This is a genomic window from Nocardia sp. NPDC058480 (genome assembly GCF_042720495.1).
Lineage (GTDB): Bacteria > Actinomycetota > Actinomycetes > Mycobacteriales > Mycobacteriaceae > Nocardia.
Genome location: NZ_JBHXMN010000004.1, coordinates 413,831 through 437,811 on the forward strand (window position 1 = coordinate 413,831; position 23,981 = coordinate 437,811).

A 23,981-nucleotide genomic window follows, 5' to 3' on the forward strand; every position below is an offset into this window, starting at 1 on the left:
TGCGAGAACCAGCGTCTCACAAGGAGTTGATCATGACCAGGGCAGAACCGCTGAGCTCGTCAGCCCGTCGGGAGCAGTCGCTGCCACTGCCCGGCGGGCGGCTCGGCGAGATCGCCCTGCCGGTACAGCTTGCCGTCGGGACCGACGTAGTTGCCGGTCCGCGGGTCGTATTCGGCCAGTCCGGCCCCGATCCGCGACGGCACGGCGTTGGCGGGCCGATCGCCCGGCTGCGGCACCGGCCGGGTATCCGAGGGCACCCCCTGCTCCTCGAGGCCCGGATCACGGGGATAGGGACCGGTTTCCGGCTGGGTGGTGGCCAGCGGGACGTACTCCTCGTCACTGTTGCACAGCGCCGCCGTGGCCGCCCGCTTGCCCGGGCGCGCGGCACACGGAATGTTGCGGGCGCCGCGGACCGCGATATCGGAGTCCTGGGGCAGCTTGCAGTACATGCCGTCGGGGGTATCGATGGTCTCGGTGTCCTCCGGGGAACGCCAGAGAGCAGGCGGCAGGAAGCCGACGGTGCAGGTCACCGGATCGGACAGGTTGCCGAAGCGGAAGTCACCCAGGCCGAGGCCCGAGGCGTTCCGGGAGGGCTGGACCGCCTGGATCATCGAGATCGACGGTGGCAGCAGGACCAGGATCTGTTCGAGGCCCGCGTTGTAGGTCACCGCCAGCTGCCCGATCGAGGTGAGGTTCGCCAGCAGTACCGGCAGCGTCAGCTCGACGGACTCGAACAGCGCGCCGACCTCGTTCGCGAAGCCGGGGCCGGTCTGTAGCAGCGACCGGACCTGCGGATCGTCGGCGACGAGCTGTCCGGTGACACCGGCCAGACTGCGCGTCCACACCTGGATGGCATCGGTGGTTCGGGCCTGCGCGTCCAGCAGCGGCACACTGTCGGTGATCAGCGTCGCGGTCGAATCCGACACGGAGTTCAGGCTTTTCGTGATGGTCGCGGCCGAGGCGAGCAGCGAGTCCAGTTCCGGTCCTGCGCCGTTGACACCCTGGAACAACCGGTCGAGCAGGTCGTGCAGCCGTTCGACGGGAATGGTCCCGACCAGGGCGCTGAGCCGGTCCAGCATCGGACCGACCTGCTGGGGCACGGTCGCGTCGGCGGCGGTTATCACCGACCCGTCCCGCAGGTAGGGACCGGCGTCGGTGCGTGGCCGCAGGTCGACGTACTGCTCCCCCACCGCCGAAACACTGCGCACCTGCGCCTCGAGATCGGCCGGAATCGGCCGCCCGGCATCCACGGTCATGGTCGCCCTGACCCCGGTCGCGGTCAGCTCGACGGCGGTCACCTTGCCGACCTGCACGCCGCGATAGGTGACATTGCCGAACCGGTACAGGCCACCGGATTCGGGCAGTTCGAGGTACACGGTGTGCGTGCCGACCCCCAGCAGCGCGGGCAGGCGCACGTACACCGTCAGCATCAGCGTCAACCCGATCACCGACAGCACCGCGAACATCACCAGCTGGGCGCGGACGAGTCTCGACAGCAGCATCAGCGTTCTCCCGGAACAGGTTCCACGCCGACCCCGAGCGGGTTGGTCGTCGGCCGGGCATAGCCGGGATCGCCCACGGCCGCTTGGACGACGGCGGTCGGGTCACCCCACGGTGTCCCGAGCAGCAGCTCCCGGCGCAGGCGCGGCACGGTGAGGTCGACCGTGGCGTGCAGATTGAGATAGTCGCCGCGCACCGCACGATCGATCACCGACTGCCCGTAGGGATACACCGTGGCGTAGGCCAGCGCGGCGTCGATGCGCGGGCCGACGTCGGCGAGCGCGCGCAGGGTCGGTTCGAGATTGCGCAGGTTGGTCACCAGATCCGACTGCACCTCGGTCACCACCGAATTCGCGGTGTCGCTGAAGACCCGCAGCCGGTCCAGCGCGGTGGTCAGGGCGGGCTGTTCGGCCAGCAGCACATCGAGGGCGGCGGGCAGTTCCCGCAGTGCGTCGGTGAGCACATCACGCTGGCCGGCGAAGGTGGCGGACAACCGTTCGAGGCCGTGGATGGCGGCGACGATGTCGTCGCGCTGGTCGGCGAGCGTGCCCATGACGGTGTCCAGCCGGGTGATCAGGGTGCCGATCTGCTGCTGACGGCCGTCGAAGGCATCGCCGAGGCCGGAGACGATGTCATCGAGCTGACCGAGTCCGCCGCCGTTGAGCACCACCGACAGCGAGGCCAGGGTCTGCTCGGTCGACGGATAGGTCGAGGCCTGGTTGAGCCCGATCGTGCTGCCCGGCACCAGCGCACCGACGGGGGCGCCACCGTTCGGGGTATTGAGGGCGAGATGGCTGGACCCGAGCAGGCTGGTCTGGCCGATCGTGGCGACCACGTTGCCCGGCACGGTGGTCTCGGGCCGGATATCGACGTCGACCACGGCGTGCCAGCCTGCCAGCCGGATCCGGCGCACGCTGCCGACCACCACGTCGTCGACCAGCACCGGCGAATTGGCCACCAGCGTCCCGGCATCGGCGATCTCGACCGACAGTCTCGTCGACCCTGAACCACCCTCCGCGCCGGGCAGCGGCAGCGAATTCACGCCCTGCCAGCCACAACCGGTCAGCGTCAGCAGGACGGTCGCGGCGGCCAGTGCGCCGATCCGCTTGCGCTGGTGCGCGATTCGCGTCCATGCGGTCATCGGGGTCCTCCCGGGAACAGGATCTCGGCCAGCGTCGGCAACGGCGACGCCGGGGTCGCCGGCGCTCCGACGGCCTGCGGCACGAGGTCGGGTTCGGTGTAGATGAGGTTCTCCGGTTGGGCGGCCGGGCTGAGCAGCGGCGTGATCGGGATCGGCAGGTTGTTCAGCTCGGCCGTGTTCAGCAGGGGCAGGACCGGGCCGAGGTACTGGTGGCATTTCTGGGCCGACTCCGCCGAGGTGGTGTTCTCGATAGCCGCGATCGCCGAGCACACCAGCTGCACCGGGTTGGAGAAGTTGTTGAGCCCGAACACGCCCGCTTCCGTGCCGGTGTCCGGGTTGTAGATGTTGTAGAAGTTGGCCATGCTCGTCGGGAAGATGTGCAGCAACTGTTCGAGATCGTCGCGATGGTCGACGAGGTTCTGCGTGACGTTCACGAGTCCCTGCAACTGCTGTCCGGCCCGGTCGCGGTTGGCCCGCACGAAACGCTGCACCTCGGTGACCGCGTGCGCGAGTTCGGTGAGGGCGGAGTCCAAGACGGTCCGGCTGTCGTCGAGCACGCTGGTCAGCGAGGCCAGCCGGTTCTGGAATTCGACGACCTGGACATTGCTGTCGCGCAGGGCGGTCACGAAACGCTGGAGATTGCGGACGATCGCGACGATGTCGCCGCTGCCGTCGGCGAGGATCCGCCCGATCCCGGACAGCTCGGTGAGTGCCTGGCGCAGCGTGTCGCCGTTGCCCTCCATCGCGTTCGCGGCGCTGTCGACGAACTGCCCGAGCGAACTGGACGAGAGCTCGTGGCCCGGGCCGAGATCGGTGGCCAGGCGGGTGAGCTGGGTTTTGATCTCGTCCCATTCGACCGGTACCGCGGTGCGTTCCAGCGGAATCGTCGCGCCGTGTGCCAGCCGCGGGCCGGTGTCGCGGTAGGCGGGGGTGAGCTGCACGTAGCGGGAGTCGACCAGGCTCTGCGCGATGATCACCGCGCGGGCGTCGGCGGGTACCGGCACCTCGCGGTCGACCTCGAGCACCAGTTCGGTGCTGGTGCCGTGCGGTTCGATCGACACGATCGAACCCACCTTCACCCCGGACACCCGGACGTCGTCGCCGGGGTAGATCGCGGTGGCGGACGTGAATACCGCCCGAACGGTGTACGGCCCGAACAGCTCTCGCCAGCCGACCAGACCGCCCGCGAGCAGCGCCACGACCACGACCAGGGCGGCGCCGACGCGCAGGACATCGCGGCGGGTCATCGGGGAGCCGCCGGCGTCGGCACCGGGATCTGGCTCGGCGGCTGCACGCCGAAGGCCTGATCGATGAAGGGCTGGAGCAGATGGCCGTCGAGCAGGTTCACCACGAACGCGTTGTAGAACGGGCCGCCGGAGACCGCTTCGCCTTGTGTCAGTGAGACTTTCGCCAGGCCGGGCAGCGCGGCCGCGATATTGTCGCGGTTCTTTTCGAGCATGGCCACGATTGAGTTGAGCCGGTCCAGCGTCGGCGCGAGTTCGGCTTCGTTGTCGGCCACCACCCCCGACAGCTGGGTGGCCACGGCCGAGACGTTCGCGAGCAGATCCACGATCGCCTGCCGTCGCTGGGCAAGGACCTGCAGCAGTGAATTCGCGTCCAGCAGCATCGTGTTCAGCCTGCTGCTGCGTTCGCCGATGATGCCCGACACCTCGGCGGTGGCGGCGAGCAGCCCGCGCAGCGACTGGTCACGGCTGTTGACCGACCGGGACACGTCGGTGAGCCCGGTCAGCGCGGGGCCGAGGTGCGGGGCGATCTGGTCGAGAGTCTGCGCGAGCAGGGTCAGCGAACGGTCGAGGGCCGCGGTGTCGATCTCGCGCACATTGGTGGTCAGGTCGCCCACGGCGTCGGTCAGCGAATAGGGCGAGGAGGTCTGTTCCACCGGGATCACCCGGTTCGGCCGCAGGGTGGCGTCGCCGCGCGAGGTGAGTTCGAGTATTCGCTGACCGAGCAGCGAGCCGGTTTTGATCCTTGCCTCGGTCTCGGCGCCGAGCACGATGGCGTCCTTGACGGCGAAGTCGACCCGGGCGTCACCGTCGTCGAGGCGCACCCCGACGACCTGGCCGACGGTGACCCCGGACAGGACCACCTCATCGCCCACCGCCAACCCACCGGCCTCCTGGAAGACCGCGCCGTAGCGGACAGTGGTCGCCAGCAGGATGAACTGGTGGGATTGCAGACCGATGGCGATCACGCACACGGCCAGCATGAGACCGATCACGCCCGGCAGCGCCAGGTGCGCACCGCGATACTGTGCCATGCTCACGGGCTACACCGTCCTGTCGTCTGTTCGATCCATGGCATCACGAGCACTTCACCGTTCGCGTCGGTCACCCGGACGGTGATCGCGCAGATGTAGTACTGGATGAAATTGCCGTAGGCGCCGGTGCGCACGAGTTTGCGGAAGTTCTCCGGCGCGCGTCGCAGGGCCGCGTCGAGGGTGGCTTTGTCGTCGTCGACCAGCGGTGCCAGCCTCGCCAGTTCGTTCACCGTGCCCGCCAACGGCGTTCGCGCCTGCAGGAGCAGATCCGCGACCGAGGCGGTGCCGCGGTCGAGTGCGTCGATCGCGGCACCGACCGGCTCGCGTTCGCGCGCGAGTTCGGTGGTGAGGCTCTGCAGTCTGTCGAGGGTGCCCGCGAACTGGCCGCCTTCGTCGGCCAGCGTGGTCATCACGGTGTTCAGGTGGTCGATGAGCTGCTCGACCACGGCGTTGTTGCGCGCCAGGGTCGTGGTGAACGCCGCGGTCCCGGCGGTCAGCGAATTCAAGCTGCCCTGTCTGCCCTGCACGATCTCGAGCAGCGACCAGGTCAGCGCGTTGACCTCCTGGGCGCTGAGACCTTGCACCACCGGCTTCAGCCCGCCGAGCAGCAGGTCGAGATCCAGTGCGCCGGCGGTACGTTCGCGGGGAATCTCCGTTCCGGGCCCGAGCCGCTCGTGCACGCCGGCGGCATCGGTCAGTTCCAGGTAGCGGTCGCCGACGAGATTGAGGTAGCGCACCGCGGCGGCGGTGCCGGTGCTCAGGTGCAGGGTGGTGTCGGCGTCGAAGCCGACCCGCACAGTGTGGTCGGCGAGCAGTTCGATGCTGTGCACTTTGCCCACCTGTACGCCCGCGACCCGCACCGAGTCACCGGTGCGCAGCCGGGAAACATCGGTGAACAGCGCGGTGTAGGAGTCGGTTTCGCCGCCGCGGTATTGCCCGAACTCCATCACCAGGAAACCGGACAGCACCATCATCACGACCGCGAAGATCCCGAATTTCATCAGTGGCGCGTTGCGGCGGCTCATCGCGCACCACCGAACAGCAGCTGGGACAGGTTGTCCACGTTGAGGATCAGCGACTCGTTGCCGCGCGCGAACGGGTTGGCCCCGACATCGGCCACCACGAACGGTGGTTTCTCCTCGTAGCCGACCGGCAGCACCGAACACTGCGACCCACCGGTCGCGGCCACCTTGGGCAGGTTCTCCGGGTACTTGTACGGGTCGATGCCCCACAGGAAGTTCGCCGAGAGCCCCAGACCGGGTACGTCGACGGGCTTGGAGTGGGCAAGCAGGCCGAAGCCGTCGAGCGAGCAGTACAGCGCCTCACGGTATTCGCTGGTGAGCGCGGTGGTGGGCACCAGCAGATCCAGAGACCGGGCGAGTGCGGAGGCATTGGTGTCGATGACCCGGTTGCCGGTGTCGGCGAACCCGATCAGCGACACCAGCAGGGCGTCGAGATTGCGCTGCTCGTCGATCAGTGTGCGGCTGATCGCGGTGGCATTGCGCGCGGTATCCACCAGTGCGCCAGCGGAATTCGCGTAGGCGTTCAGGACCGGCGGCGCCAGGGCGAGGTCGGTGCGCAGCGCGGGCAGGGCCGGTTCGAGCGTCGCCAGGAACCGCTCGAGGTCGCCGAGCATCGCGCCCACTTCGGCGCCGCGACCGCGGGTGGCGGTGGCGATCGCGCCGAGGGTGGCGTTCAGTTTCGCCGGCTCGACGGCCGCCAGCACCGTGGTCAATTGTTCGAAGACGGTATTGATCTCGACCGTCACCCTGTCAGCGGTGAGCACCTGACCGGCCCGCAACGAACCGGCCACCGGCCGTTCTGGCGGACTCAGCTGGACGAATTTGGCGCCGAACACCGTAGTCGAGGCGATGGCGACCCGCACGTCCGCGGGGATCAGCGCGAGGGTGTCGGTGTCCACCGCCAGTTCCAGTGCCGCGGTGCCGTCGGAGCGCTCCCGGATGGTGGTGACCCGGCCGACGGTGACCCCGCGCATCTTCACGTCCGCGTCCGGGTTCATCACCAGTCCCGCGCGCTGCGCGATCACCGTCACTTTGGCGGTGTCGGTGAGCCCGCCGCGGAACAGCACGATGCTGCCCGCCAGCACGGCGCAGCCGCAGCCGATCGCGATCAGCCCGGCGAGGACCCGCCCCAGGGTGCGTAGCATCGGTCCTCCCCTAACCCGAGAGATCGAAGTTGCCGTTGGCGCCGTAGACGGCCAGCGAGATCAGCAGCGTCACCGAGACCACCGCGATCAGCGAGGTGCGCACCGCATTGCCCACCGCGAGACCGACACCGGCCGGACCGCCGGCGGCGTGGAATCCGAAATAGGTGTGGATGAGCAGCACCGTCAACGCCATCAGCAGGGCCTGCGCGAACGACCAGGCCAGGTCGACGGGGTTGAGAAAGGTCGTGAAGTAATGGTCGTAGAGACCGGATGACTGGCCGAGCAGGACCACCGTGGTGAACCGGCTCGCTACGAACGAGGCCACCACCGCGAGCGCGTACAGCGGGGTGATGGCGATCATCCCGGCCACGATCCGTGTACCCACCAGATACGAAACCGGTTCGATCGCCATGGATTCCAGCGCGTCGATCTCCTCGTTGATGCGCATCGCGCCCAGTTGGGCGGTGGTCCCGGCGCCGAAGGTGGCTGCCAGCCCGATCCCGGCCACCACCGGCGCGGAGATCCGGACATTGATGAAGGCGGCCAGGAATCCGGTGAGCGCCTCGATCCCGATGTCACCGAGGGAGCTGTAGCCCTGCACCGCCAGAACGCCGCCGGTGGCGAGGGTCAGGAACCCGACGATCACGACCGTGCCGCCGAAGACCGCGAGAGCACCTGCGCCCATGCTGATCTCGGCGATGAGCCGGATGGTCTCGCGCCGGTGATGGATCGCCGCGAAGGGCGCGAAGGCCAGCGCCTTGAGGTAGAAGATGGCGTGGTCGCCGACCCGGGCCAGGCTCAGAAACGGTCGGCGTAGCCGCCGCAAGGCCAGTGGATAACGTGCGATCAGTGTCATAGATCCCTCTCGCTCATCGCCCGGTCAGCTGGATTCCGACCGCGGTGACCACGACATTGATCACAAACAGCAACATGAACGCGTAGACCACCGTCTCGTTGACGGCATTGCCCACCGCCTTGGCCCCGCCGGTCACGATCAGCCCGCGATAACACGCCACCAGCCCGGCGACGAAGCCGAACAGCAGCGCCTTCACTGAGGAGATCAGCAGTTCACCGAGCCCGGTGAGCAGCGTGATGCCCGCGGCGAACGCGCCGGGGTTCACGTCCTGGACGAACACCGAGAACGTGTAGCCGCCGAGGATCCCGATCAGGCAGACCAGGCTGTTGAGCAGCAGCGCGACCAGCCCGGAGGCGAGCATGCGCGGGGTCACCAGGCGCTGGACCGGATCGATGCCGAGTACCTGCATGGCGTCGATCTCCTCGCGGATGGTGCGCGAGCCCAGGTCGGCGCACATGGCGGTCGCCCCGGAGCCCGCCACGATCAGCACCGTCACCATCGGCCCCACCTGGGTCACCGCGCCGAAGGCCGCGCCTGCGCCGCTGAGATCGGCGGCGCCGAGTTCGCGCAGCAGGATATTGAGGGTGAAGCTCACCAGCACGGTGAACGGGATCGCCACCAGCACGGTCGGCAGCATCGACACGCGCACGATGAACCAGGCCTGTTCGAGGAACTCCCGCGTCTGGAACGGCCGCCGGAAGGCGAAACGCACCGCGTCGGCCGTCATCGCGAACAAGCCACCCACCGCCGTCAGCGGCCCGGCCGCCCGGGCGGCCAGCGTGCGTCCCCAACGGGAACCGCCCGAACTCATCGGGTACCTGGTGTGTGGGGTGTTGGCCGGTGCCGATCATCGGTGGCGAACGGACCTGTGGCACATCGCACCGGATAGTCGAGGCGCTGGTCTTCGACCGGACACAGGGAGATCGCCAGATGCTGTAGTGCGACCACGGTCTGCGTCAGCACCACCTGGACCCACTGAGTGCGCGCGATGCGCCGGGCGACCGCGCCGGTACCCATGTCAGTCGCTCGCGGGCAACGGCGCGGCGCCCTTGAGGGTCAGCCGGACCGTGCCGATACTGAGCGCCCCGGCGCCCGGCTTGGTCACCAGGATCTCGGCGCCGGCGCCGTCGACGTAGCGCTTGCCGAGCACGTTCCCGTCGGCGAAGTCGACGTGCGGGGTGGCCCCGGCGGTGACCGCGGTCCCCAGCGGCACCATCGGCACGCCACCGGCCCGCAGGTCGTCGAGACTGTCCGCCGGACGGACCACGATGACCTCGGTGTCACAGACCTGACTGCGAAGCCGCGTCCCGCTGGTGACCATCTTTCGACCTCCCTACCCACGCCGACCTGCGATATCGGCGTTCTTCATGAGCGAGAATATCATATTCACTTTCTGCTCATCCGGATTCTGATAATGTCGTTCGCACTGCTGGAGCAGGTGTGAGGTGTTGACCCGATCGACCGAAAGCGGACGCGACACAATGGAACTCGACGAGCACGACACCGACACCCTGCGCCTGGAGGCACTGGAAGCCGAACAGGAGGCGATCGCCGCCGAAGCGATCGCCGAGGCCGCCCGGGCCAGGGCCCGCGCCGCCCGGCTACGCCGCCGCGCCACCATCAACGACCGAGCCACGGTCTCCACGCCGCCCGACGATCCGCCGCCCGAGCCGGCGCCGGACGACCCACCCGCGGCCGAACCCCCGGTCCCGACCCGCAGACGACGGCGCCGAATACTCACGGCGGCAGCCACTCTCGTATTGATCACCGCCGTCGCCGCGAGCGGCTATCTCACCTGGCACCACCAGCGGACAGCAGGCGAAGCCGACCGGACCGCGGAATTCGCCGCGGCGGCCGAACAGGGTGTCGTCGCGCTGACCTCACTCGATTTCAGCCACGCCGATCAGGATGTCCGCCGCGTCCTCGACCTCTCGACCGGCGCCTTCCGCAGCGACTTCGAGGGCAGGGCAACGGATTTCACCACCGTGATCCAGCAGTCCAAGGTCGCCACCGCGGGCCGGGTGACCGCCGCGGCTGTGGAGTCCATGACCGAGGACTCCGCGGTGGTGCTCGTCGCGGCCACCTCGCAGGTCACCAATTCCGCCGGCGCCCAGCAGGAACCGCGCACGTGGCGCCTGAGCGTCACGGTGACACGCGACGGCGACCAGCTCAAGATGTCGAAGGTCGAGTTCGTCCCATGAGCACCGAATCCCCCGCACCCCAGCAGAACTCCCGCCGCAGCCGGTTCACCGCCGGAGTGCGCGGTGCCATCGGCTTGCTCCGCGCCGAAGCACGGATCGCGGCGCTGCTCGCGCTGACCACGGCGGCGGCGATCGTGGCCGTGACCCTGTGGTCGGTGCAGTACCGCCCGGACAGTGCCGTGGACACCGCCGCCGAGCAGACCGCGGTCGAGGCCGCCACGACCGGAACCGTCGCCCTGCTCTCCTACGAACCGGACACCATCGACGAGGACTTCGCCTCCGCCAGAACTCATCTCACCGGCGACTTCCTGGCCTACTACAGCCAGTTCACCCAGCAGGTCGTCGCGCCGGCGGCCAAGGAGAAGTCGGTGGCCACCGCCGCGGCCGTCGTGCGGGCCGCGGCCGCGGAGATCACCCCCGACCGGGCGGTGGTCCTGGTGTTCGTCAACCAGACCACCACCAGTGCCGAGAAGCCCGATCCGGCGATCACGGCAAGCAGTGTCCGGGTCACCTTGACCAAGGTCGACAAGAACTGGCGCATCTCCTCGTTCGAACCCGTCTGACGCGGGCGGCGCACTACCGAAAGGCACTGCCGTGGAACCGGATACCTTGTACCGCACCGCGATACGACCGACCCCACGCCGCTACACGGTTGTCGTGTGGTCCGCCGGGCGGCTCGCGCGCCATCTCGCTGCCGCGGTCGGCGAGCACCCGGGTCTCGACCTGCTCGCGGTCCGCACCGACCCACACCCGGGCGCGGGCGCTCACGGCGAGGACGCCCCTGCCCTGCGCACCGCCCAGGACGTACTGACGCTCGCCCCGGACTGCGTGCTCTATATGCCGCGCGTGTTCGACGCCGACACGGTGTGCCGGATGCTGATGGCCGGGATCAACGTGATCACCACCCGCAGCGACCTGCACCATCCCGACAGCATGGAGCGCACGCTGTGCGCCCGCCTGGAATCCGCCTGCTGGGCGGGCCGTGCCTCGCTGCACAGCACCGGTGTCGGCCCGGGTTTCGTGACCGAGCTGATGCCGATCACGATCGGCGCGGTCCAGCGCCGCGTCGACACCGTGACGATCGAGGAGTACACCGACCTCACCCACAGCGACCCGGCCGCACCGGTTCCCGATATCGCCGGCTTCGGCACTCGCTGCCCGAGCCACCTGGATCAGCGGGCGCTGATCCGTTTCCAGCAGAGCTTCGGCCCGTCGCTGCGCCTGGTCGCCGATGGTCTCGGGCTCGCGATCGACACGATCGAGGTCGGTGGCGACTACGCCGTCGCCGCGCGCCCGACGGAAACCAACTGTGGACCGATATCCGCCGGAACCGTCGGCGCGTACCGGTTGTCGCTGGTAGGCAGTCACGCCGCGGTCCCGCGCGTCGTCTACCGGGCGACCTGGTACCGCGTGCCGGACCTCGACCCCGCGTGGCCGCTCGAACACAACGGCTGGCGCGCCACGCTCACGGGCGAGGGCGGGCCCGTCGAGATCATGGTGCGCACGCCCGCCCCCGATCGGTCACCCACCGGGCTCTCCCCCGCCCACACCGCCCAGCACGCGGCCCGCACGATCCCGGCCCTGTGCACGGCGCCGCCCGGTATCCGCACCAGCCTCGATCTGCCACCGTCGGCGGTGACCACCGGCTGATTCCCAGCCGGTGGTCACCCCGCGACGCGGGTCGAGTCCGCCCGGGCGACGATCCGGTTTGCGTGACTCAGGATGGGCGCGTCGACCATCCGGCCGTCGACCGCGAAGACTCCCCGCGAATGCTCCGCCGCGGCCAGTACGCGCCGCGCCCACTCCAACTCGTCCGCCTCGGGGCGGAAGGCGCCGGCGATGACCGGGACCTGCGTGGGATGCAATGCGACCTTGATGTCGTAGCCGGAGGCGACAGCGTCCTCGGCTTCGGCAGCCAGACCGTCGAGATCGGGGATGTCGAGGTAGACACCGTCGACGGCGAGTTTGCCCTGCGCCTTGGCGGCGAGCAGCGTCGTCGACCGCAGCTGACGGGCGACATCGCGGTAGGTGCCGTCGGCCCGCCGTGACGAGCTGCCGCCCAGGGCGGCGACCAGGTCCTCGGCGCCCCACATCACCGCGACCACGCGCGGGGCTCCGGCGATCTCGTCGACCCGCCGGACACCGGCCGGTGTTTCGACCAGCGCGATGACGGCGTAGCCGTCCAGCACCGCGGGCAGGTCACCGGTCTCGGCCTTCGGGAGCATGAGCATGCGGTAGGGCGTCTGCTCGAGCAGACGCAGATCGAGGTCGACCTGCGGTGAATCGAGGGGGTTGATCCGGATCACCGTGCGCGCCGGATCGAGGCGGCTGTCCCGGATCGCCTCGCGTGCCGCGGCTTTCGCGTCCGCGCCGACGCCGTCCTCCAGGTCCAGGATCACAATGTCGGCGCAGGCCGCCGCCTTGGCGAACCGTTCCGGGCGATCCGCCGGACAGAACAGCCACACGGGCCCCGCGGGTTCCCACCGATCGGCTTCGATAGATCGTTCCATACCTCGCACGATAACGTCATTCTCGCAGCTATCGCAATAGTTCTCAGCCGTAATCCTCGATACATGCAAGAGAGTCATGTCTATAGTGGAAATGTCATTCTCACTCGATCGAGAGATACGGAACGATCATGCGCACTCGAATCGATCCCCGCGATGTCACCGGGCGCTCGGGTCCACCCCGCAGTCGCCGCCCTCGGTCGGCACCCGCCCTCATCGAACAGGCCGAGCCCCGCGCGCGGGTACTGGTGCGCCAAGCCCTCGACTTCTTCGAACGGTGCCCGGCGTGCGATTACCCCGCGGAGGCCACCGAGACCGTCGTCGCCCTCGGGGACGGACGTGTTGCCACGACCCTGCTGCCGACATGCGGGCTGCCGTGCGGCTGGCGCGGAACGCCACGTCCGCGCAACACTTCCGGCAAGCAGGCCGGGACCGACGCTCCGGTCGGTCAGCGTCCGCTCACCGCGGGGGTGGCGACGCCGACTCGCAGGATCACCCGATCCTGATAGAACGCCACATGGCCCTGCAACCGCGCCACCTGCGGGGCCGGATCTTCATAGCTCCACACCAGCGGCTCACCGCCGTCACCCTCGAACCGCCAGTAGGTCGCCACGCCCTTGAACGGACAGGTGCTGGTGAACCCCTCCGCGCGGGACAGCGGCACCCGAATGTCGGCCCGCGGCACATAGAAGACGAGGCCGTGGTCCTGCTCGTCGACCAGGAGAGTTCGGGTCGATTCCGCGAGCAGTGTGCCGTCGAGTCGCACGGTGACGAGATTGCGGCGGGCGTGGATATCGACCCGGTAGTCGGGGCGCTCGAGGAACCCTCGGTGTGCGGTCATCGGCGTTCTCCTCCTCAGAGCCGGGCCGCGGCGGGCACGGCGTCGTCGTCGATTCGCAGGCCGCGAATCATCGCCTCCTGAGTGAAGGAGGCGAGCAGTCGGCCGTCCTCGGTGTGTACCAGCCCGCGCACGCACGACATGCCTGCGCCGACCTGGATGCTCTCGTGGGAATACAGTAGCCAGCCGCTCCAGTCGACCGGTTCATGGAAGCGGACCGCGACCGTCAGCACCGCCGTCGACAGACTGTGATGCGCCTGCGCGGTACCGATTCCGGGATGCGCGCGCAACGTGGTGGAGACCGACAGGTGCCCCGTGAAGTGGGCCAGCAGCGCCTTGACCAGGTCGTCGCGCCCGGGCACCGGGTCGTAGTGCAGCCAGGCATGCAGTTCCGGCGGCCCGACCTCGTCGGGATCGTTGACGTCCGCGACCCCGACGATGCGCAGCTCCCGGCCGGTCATCGCCATGTCCGCGGGCAGCGCGGCGGCCGGCCCCGCGACCGCGGGACGCGGAACGTGGTGGCGCACGACATCGGCCGCGGGCACATCGGCCAGGACCGAGACGGTGGCGCACCGCCTGCCCGCCTGCTCGACCGAGACCACGGCTGCGGCCATGCTCCGGCCACGATGTGTCACCTCGACCACGAACCGCACCGGGACGGCGGGGTCGACGGCACGGGTGAACACCGCGTGTGCGGATCGAAGCACCTTCTCCGGCACCGTCTTCGCGGTCGCGACCAGCGATTGGGCCAGCAGCTGGGTACCGTCCACCACCTGTCGCGAACCACCGTCGCTGACGCCGGTGAAACAGTCCGGGCCGTCCGGCTCGACATCGAAGATGCGCAGCATCCGCGCCACCGACGACGTCTCCTGCTCAGGCGTGATCGTCATATCGCCCCCTCTGCTATCCCAGTTGTCCGGCGAGAATGTCATTCTTACAATACGGTAATGGATACTCCATACAGTCGCCAGACGCGAACGGAGGCACCTCGTGTCGATCCGTCATGACCCACCCCACGGCGCCACAGGCAGCCGCGGCGAGCAGCCCGCCTGGAAGCAGCGCGCCGTCGAGCGGTCACTGCGCACCGCGACCCAGCGGGCAGGCGAGCGGGTGCAGCGCTTCCTGGACGCCGCCCAGGCCATTATCACCGAGCGCGGCACCACCGACTTCACAGTGCAGGAGGTCGTCGACCGCTCGCGGCAGTCGCTGCGCAGTTTCTACCTGCAGTTCGACGGCAAGCACGAGCTGCTGCTCGCGCTCTACGAGGATGCCGTCGGCAGGACGACCGCACAGATCCGCGCGGCCACCGCGAGTCGTACCGATCCGCTCGAAAAGTTGCGCACCGCAGTGGTATTGCTGTTCCAGCTGTGCCGCCCCGACCCCGATGCGCACCGGCCGTTGTTCGCCGAATTCGCACCGCAGCTGACCGGGTCCGATCCGGCCGAGGTCCGCTCGGCGCATGCCGCGCTGTTCACGATGTTCGCCGAATTGGTGACCGAGGCAGGCGAGGCCGCCTGCCTGCGCGGCGACCTGCACCCGCGACGAATGGCCGCCATGACGATGCACATGGCCATGACCCCCGGAGCCTCCGTGGGCGAAGGACGGCCACTCACCGCCGAAGAGATCTGGACCTTCTGCGCGCGTGGCATCACCGCGCCGACCGGGTGAGAATCACATTCTCCCATAACGGAATTTGAATTACACTGGGGCGATGTCTGACATGTGGAACGACCTGCTCGCCTGCCTCGAACTGAAACCGGTGGTCGGTATCGACAACATCGCCCTGGAAGGCGGGAACCAAGCCCTCCCGTATCACCGGGTCTTCGGCGGCCAGGTCCTGGGACAACTGATGGTGGCGGCCCATCTCGCCTGTCCGGACAAGACGGTGAAGTCGCTGCACACCGCGTTCCCGCGAGAAGGCCGCTCCGACACCCCGATTCGCTATCACGTGAACATCCTGCAGGCAGGCCGCTCGTTCGCCACCGTCTCACTCCTCGCTTGCCAGGGCGAGCAGGTGATCGCGACAGCCGTTGCCTCACTTCATGCTCCCGAGGATGGCTCCCAGCGCCAGAGCCTGCCCGAGGTGGGGCCGCTCCCCGGCCCCGAGCACCGGGTGGAAATGCCCCTGTTGCCCTGGGAGGCACGCGCGACCGACGACCTCGACAGCACCGAGGTCTCGGCACCCGACTACACCCTGTGGATGCGCACTCCCCCGATCGAGCCGGAGCTGGGCGCGGCACTCACCGCCTACGCCACCGATCTGACACTGATCGGCACGGCTCTGCGGGCAGAGGAGGGAATCAGCCACACCGGCAACGGCACCGACTTCCTGTCGGCGGTCACCACCCACACCCTGTGGTTCCACCGCCCCGTCCGCAGCGACGGCTGGCAGGTACTGCGCCAGCACAGCCCGATCCTGGCCGGTGGCCGCATCTTCGGCCGCGGCGACATTCTCACCGAGGACGGACAGCTGGTGGCCTCCTATGCCCAGGAAGCGATGTTCCGGCTGCGGTCGTGAGGGCGGCCCGGGCCCGGGCACGCCCTCACTGCCCGCTGTACTCCACGACCAGATCGCGCCGCAGGATCTTTCCGGTGGGAGTGGCGGGCAGCGAGTCACGGAAGACGACCCGGTCCGGGGTGCGCGAGCCGCGCAGGCCCGCGCGGGCGAACCCGCGCAGCTCCTCCGGGTCCGGCGTGTGGTCACCGCCGGGCACGACGACCGCCACGATGATCTGGCCCCACTGCACGTCGTCGATGCCGATCACCGCGACCTCGCGGACCTGCGGATGTTCCACCAGCACGTCCTCGATCTCGGCGGGCGCGATGTTCTCGCCACCGCGGATGATGGTGTCGTCGGAACGTCCACCGAGGTACAGGAATCCGTCGCTGTCGAGCACGGCCACGTCCCTGGTCGGGAACCAGCCGTTCGCGTCGAGAACCGAACCGATGCCGGTGTAGCGGCCTGACACCTGCGGCCCGCGCACATAGAGTTCGCCGGTCGCGCCGGCCGGCAACACGGTGCCGTGCTCGTCCCGGATCTGCAGTTCGATGCCGGGGACGGGGGTGCCGACCGACGCCAGCCGGTGGGCGAGTACCGGGTCGTCGGCGGCCAGGGCCGCGCGGTGTTCCTCGGGCCCGAGAACCGCGATGGTGGAACTGGTTTCGGTCAGGCCGTAGGCATTGACGAAGCCGACGTCGGGCAGCAGCCGCAGGGCGGTCCGCAGCAGCGGCAGAGCGACTTTGGAACCGCCGTAGGCGAGGGTCCGCAGCGAGGGCAGCGTCGCGCCGGTGCGCTCGAGCTCGGCGACGATGCGGGCGAGCATGGTGGGCACGACGGTGGCCGTGGTCACCGATTCCCGGCGCACCGCGGCGATCCATTCCGCTGCGTCGAAGGTTCGCAGGTACACCACTTTTCGGCCCGCGTACAGGTGCGACATGGCGGCGCCGACGCCGGCGACGTGGTACGGCGGCACGCACACCAGGGCCGCGTCCTGCGGTGCGGCGGAGGCGAATTCGACGGTGCCGGTGATGTAGCTGAACAGGTTGTTATGGGTGAGTTCGACTGCCTTGGGCGTCGAGGTGGTGCCGGAGGTGAACAGCACGACCGCCACCTGGTCGGGATCCGCGACCGCAGTGGCGGATTCGGCGGTCGTGGCCTGCGCCAGGAACTCCTCCGCACGCAGCACGGTGACACCGGAGACTTCGCGCGCGACGATGTCGTGGTACTCGTCGTCGCAGACGAGCAGCGGCGTATCCAGCCGGGCGATGAGCGCACCGAGCGCTTCGGCGCTGAGGCGGTAGTTCAACGGCGTGAAGGGCACCGCCGCACCGGCGGCCGCGAACAACAGCAGTGGCAGCAGATGCCCGCCGGTGCCCACATAGGCGAGGCTGCGGGCCCCGGAACCGGTCAGCACCGCGGCGCCACCCCCGACCAGCCCGCTCAATTCGGCTGCCGTCCACTGGGTCTCGCCGCAAGCCACCGCACAGCGGTCCGGATCGCTCGATGTGGCCATGTCCAGCAGCAGCGAAATGCTCATGTCGCACCCTCTCCACGCGTACCGCCCGACGGCATGCCGATGGCTGTCCACGCGGCCGGTACTGCGATATTGCATTCTCCTTTTGGGAGAATATCATATTCATAGCTGCTGCCACCGCGCGGGCAACGGGACCGGCGACTCACCCGATCGAGACGAGATCCGTTGCGCCCCAAGCTCCTGTGACCAGGAGTTCACCGCAACGGAACTGCTCGCTCGCCTCCCCCGTGACCACGGGCAACCCCACTGCGGCCAGCGCGCAGTCCTTGAAGGTCTGCGCTGCCACGCTGATTCGGTGGTGCACGGTGTCGAGCCGGTCGTCCAGGCTCGGCGGGACCACTTCGCCCCACATCACGACTTCGGCCCGGCCGTTGTCCAGGCAGTCGAGCAGGCCGGCGCGGACTCGGGGATCCGCGGTGAACAGATCCGTCGCGACGGCCAGCGCGTGCGGCCACGGATCGTGCACCGCCGCGCCGAGCGAGGTGTCCAGATCGAGCACGCTCGCGCCGAGGATCTCCACCGCGTCGGCATCGCGGGAATCGGCCAGCACCACCGTGACTTCCCAGCCCGCCATCGTGCGGTCACACAGCCAGCCGCCCGCGTGCCGCACCACATCGGCGGCGGTGCCCGCGACCACGGCGAGGCGATAGCGCAGATGGTTGCGCCGGATCTCGGCCCGCCGCCGCGGCGCCGATCGGGTCGCAGCTCCGCGAAAGTCCTGTGCAGTCATTGGAGAAGTATATTCTCATCTGAGAAGAATTGAACTGCCAATGGCGTGTGGTTGTGCCTGCGCCGGAGAGGAGGCCGCCATGGCCCTGCCCCCGCTTCCCGAGGACCAGTGGGACGACGAGGTCGACGCGGCACTGTCGCGCATGCTGCCCAAGGAGCGGCGCAACCCGGCGCAGGCGGGCAACGCGCTGTCGGTCCTGGTCCGCCATCCCCGGCTGACCCGCGCCTTCCTCGGGTTCAACACCCACCTGCTGTTCGGCTCCACCCTCGAACCCCGGTTGCGCGAGCTGGCCGTCCTGCGCGTGGCCCACCGCCGCGAGTGTGCCTATGAATGGCAGCATCACGCCGAAATGGGCAGGGCGGCCGGTCTTTCCGATGCCGAGATCGACGCGGCCCGTCGGGTCGGCGCGGCGCCCGACGAGTTCGATCGCCTCGTCCTCGACGCGGTCGATGAACTGGACGAGAAGTCGGCACTGTCCGACGAGACGTGGACCGCGCTCGGCGCCCGGCTCGACGACCGCCAGCGCATGGATTTCGTCTTCACGGTCGGCTGCTACACGACATTGGCCATGGCGTTCAACACCTTCGGTGTCGCACAGGACGAGACCGCGGGACGGCCACAGCACTGACGAGGATTCGCGCGGGCCCACCGGCCCGCGCGGATCCCTGAGCCGGGCCCGAGCCCACAGCTCGGGCCCGGCCCGGTTCAGGCTCGTGGCAGGCCGAGTACTCGTTGCGCGATGATATTGCGCTGGATCTCCGAGGTGCCACCGGCGATGGTCCCGGAGAAACTGCGCAGGTAGCGCTCGAACCAGCCGCCGGAGAAGTGCTCCAGATTCAGCGGATTCGGCGGCGAGGTCACCGTCGGGTGCGCCAGCCCGTCCGCGCCGACGGCGTCGAGCGCCCGTTCGGCGGCCGACTGCACCGCCTCGGAGCCGAGCACCTTGAGCACCGAGAGCGCGGGCACATCCTGTTCGCCGCGCGACTCCCTGGCCAAGGCGGCCGAACCGAGCAGCCGAAGCGCGTAGCTGTCCATCACCAGGCCCGCGTAGGCGTCACGGTCGAGCTCGGTGCGCGGCCGGAAGTCGCCGAGCAGATCCTGGAGGCGATCGGCGAATCCCAGCCACAGCAGGGTGCGTTCGTGCCCGAGCGAGCCATTGGCCACCGACCAGCCCTCGTTCTCGGGCCCGACCCGGTTGGCCACCGGCACCCGGACACCGTCGAAGTAGACCTCGTTGAAATCCAGGTCGTCAGGCGAGCAGGCCGACGGGAACGGCCGCCGGGTCACGCCAGGGGCGCCGGTCGGGATCAGCAGCACGCTGATCCCCTTGTGCTTGGGGGCATCCGGGTCGGTGCGCACGAAGGTGAGCAGTACATCGGCGTGGTGTGCGCCGGAGGTCCAGACCTTCTGCCCGTCCACCACGTAGTGGTCACCGTCGCGGACCGCCTTGGTCCGCAGTCCGGCCAGATCCGAACCGGCGCCCGGCTCGCTCATCCCGAGCGCGGCGGTGATCTCGGCGCGCAGGATCGGGATCGCCCACTGCCGCTGCTGTTCGGCGGTGCCGAACGACAGCAGCGAGGCGGCGATGATGCCGACGCCCTGCGGATTGAAACTGTGATAGATCCGCCGCTTGGACAGCTCCTCGTGGAAAACGTACTGCTGCAGCACCGAGGCGTTGCGGCCACCGAATTCCGGGGTGTTGCCGGGCAGCAGCCACCCGTTGTCGAAGAGCAGCCGCTGCCAGCGCCGGGCCCAGTCCGGTACGTGCGCACTGGATTCCGAGCGTTGCGCCGCCTCCTCCTCCCCGGGCAGATGCTCGGCGAGGAAGGCGACGAACTCCGCGCGGAAGGCCTCGACGTCGTGATCAAAGCTGAGTTGCACGATATTCCTCCGTCACGAGTGCGCGGTGCTCGGCGGCGCCACCGAGCAGCAGTTCGCCCGCCTTCGCGCGTTTGAGCGCGAACTGCAGGTCGTTCTCCCAGGTGAAGCCCATGGCGCCGAAGAGCTGGACACCGTGCCGGAACACCAGCGACTGGCATTCTCCCGCAGCGGCTTTGGCCATCGACGCCGCCAGCCGCCGCCGGGGGTCGTCGGCGGCCAGGCACAGCGCGGCGAAGAAGCCGAGTGCCCTGGCCCGTTCGATCGCGACGTGCATGTCGGCGGCCTTGTGCTGCACCGCCTGGAACGACCCGATCGGCACCCCGAACTGCTTGCGTCCCCGCACATGGTCGAGTGCCAGGTCCAGAATCCGGTGGCAGGCACCGACCGTGGTCAGCGCGAGCCCGGTGAGCGCGACCTGACGGGCCCGCGCCACCTCGACCTCGACCCGGTCGGCCCGACCCACCGCGACCCCGTCGAAGGTGACCTCGGCCAGATGCAGCACCGGGTCGAAAACCGGTGTGCGGCGGGCGTTCACCACCTCGGCGCCGACCACGAAGACCCCCGCGTCGGTGACCACCGCGAGCTGCTCGGCCCGGTCACCGTCGAGCACCTGATGGGCAGTGCCCGACAGGCGCCAGCCCGCGCCGTCGCGGGCGGCGGTGACCCCGCGGTACACCGCCGCGCCCGGCCGGTCGAGGTGGGCGGCGCCCGGCACCAGCGGCGCGAACTGTGTCATCGTCGCGAGGAACGGCGTCGGGTCGGTGGCCCGGCCCAGCTCCTCGCAGACGATGCCCAGCTCGACCGCGGCACCCGGGTCGGTGAGTTCGGTCCAGCCGAGACCGACATAGGTCTGCCACAGCGCGCCCGGGTCGGCGCCCTTGTCCGCGATGTCCCGGATCAGGGACGGCGGGCACTGTTTGGCCGCGACCTCACGCACGATCTCGCGCAGAAGCCGCTGCTCGGAGTCGAACTCGAACAGCATCGCCGCTCCGCTACTTCAGCATGCTGCCGGCGTCGACCGGCAGCGAGACACCGGTGATGAACCGCGCCTCGTCGGAGACCAGATACAGGATCGCGTTGCTGACATCCACCGGATCCACCCACGGCGTGGGCAGCGTGTGGAACATCTGGCAGATCGGCTTCAGATCATCCGGGCCCGGGCTCTCCAGATCGGGGCGGAACAGCTTGTAGGTGCCCTCGTTGAGCAGCATGGAGGTGCTCACGTGAGTGGGGTGCACCGAGTTGACGCGAATGGACTGATGCCCGTGCTCCACGGCGAAGGTGCGCATCAGCCCGACCACACCGTGCTTGGCCGCCACGTAGTGCCCGACGTTCGGGTAGGCCTTGAGCCCGCCCACCGAACCGGTCAGCACGACCGCGCCACCACCGTTCGCGACCAGGTGCCCGACACCGGCTTTCACGGTCTTCCACACGCCACCGAGGTTGACGGCGATCATGTCGTCCCACAGCGTCTCGTCGAGGTCGGCCAGCGCACCACCCTCGTTACCGATGCCGGCGTTGGCGACGATGATGTCGAGCTTGCCCAGCTGCTCGACACCGCTGTCCACCGCGGCTTTGAGCGCGTCGTAGTCGCGCACGTCGACCTCGGCGGTCACCACCCGTCGGCCTTCGGCCTTCACCAGTTCCGCGGTCTCGGCCAGATCCTCGGGCGTTGACATGGGGAAGGGCACGTTGTCGAGCTGCTTGCAGACATCGATGGCGATGATGTCGGCACCCTCCTGGGCCAGCCGTACCGCGTGGCTGCGGCCTTGGCCGCGCGCCGCGCCGGTGATGAAAGCGACTTTGCCCTCTACTCGTCCGGTCATCGTGAACCTCTCTTCTTCTCGGAAACCCAGCGTCCGTGGGCTTTTCAGGGATTGGGGGTGAAGGTGATGTGCAGGTTCGACAAGCCGCGCAGGATGAACGTCGGCTCGTAGGTGTAGTTCCGGTCGCCTGCGGGGCCGTGCCGGCTCTCGTCGATGCCGATGTCGAGCATCCGGTCCAGGATCCGCTCGATCGACACCCGCCCCTCGACGCGCGCGAGCGGGGCGCCGGGGCAGGAGTGCACGCCACGCCCGAAGGCCATGTGCTCGCGGAAGTTGGTGCGGCCCAGCTGGAATTCGTGCGGGTTCTCGAAGCGGCGCGGATCGCGGTTGGCCGCACCGGGGCACACCATCACCGTCGAGCCGACCGGGATGTCCACGTCACCGACGGTGGTGGCGCGCTTGGCGAGCCGGAAGCCGGACTTCACCGGCGCGTCCATCCGCAGGGTCTCCTCGATGAACGCGGGAATCAGGCTGCGATCCTCGCGCAATGCCTGTTGCACCTCGAGATGATCGCCGAGAATCCGCATGGCGGCGCTGAGCAGTTTGGCGGTCGTCTCCTGGCCCGCACCGAAGAGGAAGGTGGCCGAGCGGACCACGTCGATCACCTCGGGGGTGGAGCCGTCCGGGTACTTCGCCAGGGCGAGCGAGGTCAGCACGTCGTCGCGCGGGTTCTCGCGGCGCTCGGAGATGTAGCCGACGAACTTCTCGTCGAGCCATTCCAGCGGATTGGACGCGACGATCTCGTTGTCGAGCGCGCCGACCCTGGTGCCGGGGCGCTCGGCGCCGAGCACGATCCGGAACTGCTCGTGATCCTCCTCTGGCACCCCGAGCATGTCGGCCACCACCAGCAGCGAGAACGGCTTGGCGTAGTCGACGAGGAACTCCGACTTGCCCGCCGACAGGAACTCGTCGAGCTGGCGGTCGGCCAGCCGCCACATGAACTCCTCGTTCTCCTTCAGCCGTGCCGGGGTGAGCAGCCGGTTGAGCAGCGACCGCGCGTAGGTGTGCTGCGGCGGGTCCATCGTGACCATGTGCTCGTACATCGGCAGTTTCGAGCGGTGCTGTTCGAGCAGCTCACTGATGTCGTCGCCCTCGATGGCGAAGGGCAGCGGCGGGAACGGGCCGCCGACGGCGATGGCCGAGGAGAACAGGTTCGCGTCGCGCAGCACCTCCACCGACTCGGCGTAACCGGTCACCGCGTACACCCCGTACTGCGACTCCTTCGTCACCGGGCATTTCGCGCGCAGGTGATCGAAGTAGGGGTGGGGATCGGGCACCAGGGCCGGATCGGTGAAGTAGTCGACGGTGTCGAAATCGGTCATTCGGATACTCCTCGCAAACAACAGGGGGAAAGGGCACGGGCCGGATGCCCGCCGAGATCAGGGCAGATAGACCCGGCTCGCGAGCCAGCGGCCGTCGACGAGCTGCATGGTCATCAGGACCCGGCTGCGATCGACCCGGGGGTCGGTGGAGGCGGCGTTGGTGACGGTCTGGTCGATGAACAGCAGCACCTCGACCTCGGTCTCGGTCGCCGACTTCACCGCCGACTCCAGCACCGCGCCCTGCCCGGTCGCCTTGTTCTCCTGCAGCAGTTCACGCAGCTGGCCGCTGGAACGGGTGTACATGTCGCGGAATTCGCCGGTCGACCCGTCGAGCACGGCGGCGAAATCGGCGTCGATGCGGCCGGAGTCGACGCTGGTCAGTGTCACCGCGTAGGGGCGAGCGGCCTGCAGTGCCGCGGCGGCGGCGGCGTCCACCGCACGCTCCTCGCGCAGCTGCCAGCCCAGGATCGCGGCAGCGGCGAGGGCTACGACCGCGACGAGTCCGAGCACGGGCAGCAGTGCGCCGCGTACCGAACGCAGCCGGCGTACGAAACCCCCCGAGCGCGTGGGCCGTTCGGGCGTCGACGACGAACCACCCTCCTCGACAATCTCTTTAGGCTCGTCGTCGGTGGTCTCGTCGGTCTTCCGGTCGGCTACTACTGTGTCGGTGTCACTCATGGTGTCGTTCCTCGCGGTAGGG

26 protein-coding genes are annotated in these 23,981 nt (G+C 68.9%); 7 read left to right on the forward strand and 19 right to left on the reverse strand.

From position 1 onward, the window contains the following. Window positions 1-59: 59 nt before the first annotated feature. From ACFWO8_RS13610 to ACFWO8_RS13650, 9 genes are all read right to left on the reverse strand, one after another. Window positions 60-1,502, reverse strand: a complete 1,443-nt coding sequence (locus ACFWO8_RS13610; protein ID WP_378949473.1) for an MCE family protein — start codon at window positions 1,500-1,502, stop codon at window positions 60-62. After that, window positions 1,502-2,641 (reverse strand): MCE family protein, encoded by a 1,140-nt coding sequence (locus tag ACFWO8_RS13615; RefSeq protein WP_378949476.1) that lies wholly within the window; start codon window positions 2,639-2,641, stop codon window positions 1,502-1,504. Before ACFWO8_RS13615 ends, ACFWO8_RS13610 begins: the two co-directional genes overlap by 1 nt. Then, a complete protein-coding gene (locus ACFWO8_RS13620) occupies window positions 2,638-3,888 on the reverse strand; it encodes an MCE family protein (protein WP_378949479.1) in 1,251 nt (416 codons plus the stop codon). Before ACFWO8_RS13620 ends, ACFWO8_RS13615 begins: the two co-directional genes overlap by 4 nt. Beyond that, window positions 3,885-4,919, reverse strand: coding sequence for an MCE family protein (locus ACFWO8_RS13625; protein ID WP_378949777.1), 1,035 nt, complete (start codon window positions 4,917-4,919; stop codon window positions 3,885-3,887). Before ACFWO8_RS13625 ends, ACFWO8_RS13620 begins: the two co-directional genes overlap by 4 nt. 2 nt (window positions 4,920-4,921) lie before the next feature. Then, window positions 4,922-5,944, reverse strand: coding sequence for an MCE family protein (locus tag ACFWO8_RS13630; protein WP_378949482.1), 1,023 nt, complete (start codon window positions 5,942-5,944; stop codon window positions 4,922-4,924). Then, a complete protein-coding gene (locus ACFWO8_RS13635; protein WP_378949485.1) occupies window positions 5,941-7,086 on the reverse strand; it encodes an MCE family protein in 1,146 nt (381 codons plus the stop codon). The genes ACFWO8_RS13630 and ACFWO8_RS13635 overlap by 4 nt, the downstream gene beginning before the upstream one ends. Before the next feature lie 10 nt (window positions 7,087-7,096). Further along, complete coding sequence (locus ACFWO8_RS13640) at window positions 7,097-7,942, reverse strand: ABC transporter permease (RefSeq protein WP_378949488.1); 846 nt, start codon at window positions 7,940-7,942, stop codon at window positions 7,097-7,099. Between the two features lie 13 nt (window positions 7,943-7,955). Next, window positions 7,956-8,753, reverse strand: a complete 798-nt coding sequence (locus tag ACFWO8_RS13645; protein ID WP_378949492.1) for an MlaE family ABC transporter permease — start codon at window positions 8,751-8,753, stop codon at window positions 7,956-7,958. A gap of 207 nt (window positions 8,754-8,960) precedes the next feature. Next, window positions 8,961-9,263 carry a hypothetical protein gene (locus ACFWO8_RS13650; protein ID WP_378931297.1) on the reverse strand — a complete coding sequence of 101 codons (303 nt, stop codon included), beginning with the start codon at window positions 9,261-9,263 and terminating at the stop codon, window positions 8,961-8,963. A gap of 160 nt (window positions 9,264-9,423) precedes the next feature. Here ACFWO8_RS13650 and ACFWO8_RS13655 point away from each other — a divergent pair, with 160 nt between their 5' ends. The 3 genes from ACFWO8_RS13655 to ACFWO8_RS13665 are packed head-to-tail and all read left to right on the forward strand — an operon-like array spanning window position 9,424 to window position 11,793. Continuing rightward, on the forward strand, window positions 9,424-10,143 hold the full coding sequence (locus ACFWO8_RS13655; RefSeq protein ID WP_378949495.1) for a hypothetical protein: 720 nt from the start codon (window positions 9,424-9,426) through the stop codon (window positions 10,141-10,143). Beyond that, window positions 10,140-10,706, forward strand: a complete 567-nt coding sequence (locus tag ACFWO8_RS13660) for a twin-arginine translocation pathway signal (protein ID WP_378949498.1) — start codon at window positions 10,140-10,142, stop codon at window positions 10,704-10,706. The genes ACFWO8_RS13655 and ACFWO8_RS13660 overlap by 4 nt, the downstream gene beginning before the upstream one ends. Window positions 10,707-10,737: 31 nt before the next feature. After that, window positions 10,738-11,793 (forward strand): dihydrodipicolinate reductase, encoded by a 1,056-nt coding sequence (locus tag ACFWO8_RS13665; RefSeq protein WP_378949501.1) that lies wholly within the window; start codon window positions 10,738-10,740, stop codon window positions 11,791-11,793. Window positions 11,794-11,807: 14 nt separating this feature from the next. Here ACFWO8_RS13665 and ACFWO8_RS13670 read toward each other — a convergent pair whose 3' ends face one another. Next, window positions 11,808-12,653, reverse strand: a complete 846-nt coding sequence (locus ACFWO8_RS13670) for an HpcH/HpaI aldolase/citrate lyase family protein (protein ID WP_378949504.1) — start codon at window positions 12,651-12,653, stop codon at window positions 11,808-11,810. A gap of 128 nt (window positions 12,654-12,781) precedes the next feature. Here ACFWO8_RS13670 and ACFWO8_RS13675 point away from each other — a divergent pair, with 128 nt between their 5' ends. Beyond that, window positions 12,782-13,156: a hypothetical protein gene (locus tag ACFWO8_RS13675; protein WP_378949507.1), complete on the forward strand. Its 375-nt coding sequence runs from the start codon at window positions 12,782-12,784 to the stop codon at window positions 13,154-13,156. Here the strand turns inward: ACFWO8_RS13675 and ACFWO8_RS13680 are convergent. After that, window positions 13,099-13,491 carry a DUF427 domain-containing protein gene (locus tag ACFWO8_RS13680; RefSeq protein ID WP_378949510.1) on the reverse strand — a complete coding sequence of 131 codons (393 nt, stop codon included), beginning with the start codon at window positions 13,489-13,491 and terminating at the stop codon, window positions 13,099-13,101. The genes ACFWO8_RS13675 and ACFWO8_RS13680 overlap by 58 nt on opposite strands. Window positions 13,492-13,505: 14 nt before the next feature. Beyond that, entirely contained in the window at window positions 13,506-14,378 is an 873-nt protein-coding gene (locus ACFWO8_RS13685) for an acyl-CoA thioesterase (RefSeq protein WP_378949513.1), read from the reverse strand. Between the two features lie 100 nt (window positions 14,379-14,478). Between ACFWO8_RS13685 and ACFWO8_RS13690 the strand changes: the two genes are divergently transcribed. Together ACFWO8_RS13690 and ACFWO8_RS13695 are read left to right on the forward strand one after the other, a co-directional pair. Continuing rightward, the gene (locus ACFWO8_RS13690) at window positions 14,479-15,156 is read left to right on the forward strand and encodes a TetR/AcrR family transcriptional regulator (RefSeq protein ID WP_378949516.1); all 678 of its coding nucleotides are present in this window, start codon (window positions 14,479-14,481) and stop codon (window positions 15,154-15,156) included. Between the two features lie 43 nt (window positions 15,157-15,199). After that, window positions 15,200-16,006 (forward strand): acyl-CoA thioesterase, encoded by an 807-nt coding sequence (locus ACFWO8_RS13695; protein WP_378949519.1) that lies wholly within the window; start codon window positions 15,200-15,202, stop codon window positions 16,004-16,006. Window positions 16,007-16,031: 25 nt separating this feature from the next. Here the strand turns inward: ACFWO8_RS13695 and ACFWO8_RS13700 are convergent, their stop codons facing one another. After that, entirely contained in the window at window positions 16,032-17,525 is a 1,494-nt protein-coding gene (locus ACFWO8_RS13700) for a class I adenylate-forming enzyme family protein (RefSeq protein ID WP_378949522.1), read from the reverse strand. A gap of 139 nt (window positions 17,526-17,664) precedes the next feature. After that, window positions 17,665-18,252 (reverse strand): hypothetical protein, encoded by a 588-nt coding sequence (locus ACFWO8_RS13705; protein WP_378949525.1) that lies wholly within the window; start codon window positions 18,250-18,252, stop codon window positions 17,665-17,667. Window positions 18,253-18,331: 79 nt separating this feature from the next. Here ACFWO8_RS13705 and ACFWO8_RS13710 point away from each other — a divergent pair, with 79 nt between their 5' ends. Beyond that, on the forward strand, window positions 18,332-18,880 hold the full coding sequence (locus ACFWO8_RS13710) for a carboxymuconolactone decarboxylase family protein (RefSeq protein WP_378949528.1): 549 nt from the start codon (window positions 18,332-18,334) through the stop codon (window positions 18,878-18,880). Window positions 18,881-18,957: 77 nt separating this feature from the next. On the opposite strand, the gene ACFWO8_RS13715 is transcribed toward ACFWO8_RS13710, so the two are convergent. Genes ACFWO8_RS13715 through ACFWO8_RS13735 form a run of 5 tightly spaced genes read right to left on the reverse strand, consistent with a single transcriptional unit; the run spans window position 18,958 to window position 23,959 of the window. Beyond that, the gene (locus ACFWO8_RS13715) at window positions 18,958-20,133 is read right to left on the reverse strand and encodes an acyl-CoA dehydrogenase family protein (RefSeq protein ID WP_378949531.1); all 1,176 of its coding nucleotides are present in this window, start codon (window positions 20,131-20,133) and stop codon (window positions 18,958-18,960) included. Then, a complete protein-coding gene (locus ACFWO8_RS13720; protein ID WP_378949534.1) occupies window positions 20,117-21,115 on the reverse strand; it encodes an acyl-CoA dehydrogenase family protein in 999 nt (332 codons plus the stop codon). Before ACFWO8_RS13720 ends, ACFWO8_RS13715 begins: the two co-directional genes overlap by 17 nt. A 10-nt stretch (window positions 21,116-21,125) precedes the next feature. Continuing rightward, window positions 21,126-21,959 (reverse strand): mycofactocin-coupled SDR family oxidoreductase, encoded by an 834-nt coding sequence (locus tag ACFWO8_RS13725; RefSeq protein WP_378931320.1) that lies wholly within the window; start codon window positions 21,957-21,959, stop codon window positions 21,126-21,128. Window positions 21,960-22,003: 44 nt separating this feature from the next. Next, the gene (locus tag ACFWO8_RS13730) at window positions 22,004-23,281 is read right to left on the reverse strand and encodes a cytochrome P450 (protein ID WP_378949537.1); all 1,278 of its coding nucleotides are present in this window, start codon (window positions 23,279-23,281) and stop codon (window positions 22,004-22,006) included. Window positions 23,282-23,338: 57 nt separating this feature from the next. After that, window positions 23,339-23,959: a hypothetical protein gene (locus ACFWO8_RS13735; RefSeq protein ID WP_378949540.1), complete on the reverse strand. Its 621-nt coding sequence runs from the start codon at window positions 23,957-23,959 to the stop codon at window positions 23,339-23,341. Window positions 23,960-23,981: the final 22 nt, after the last annotated feature.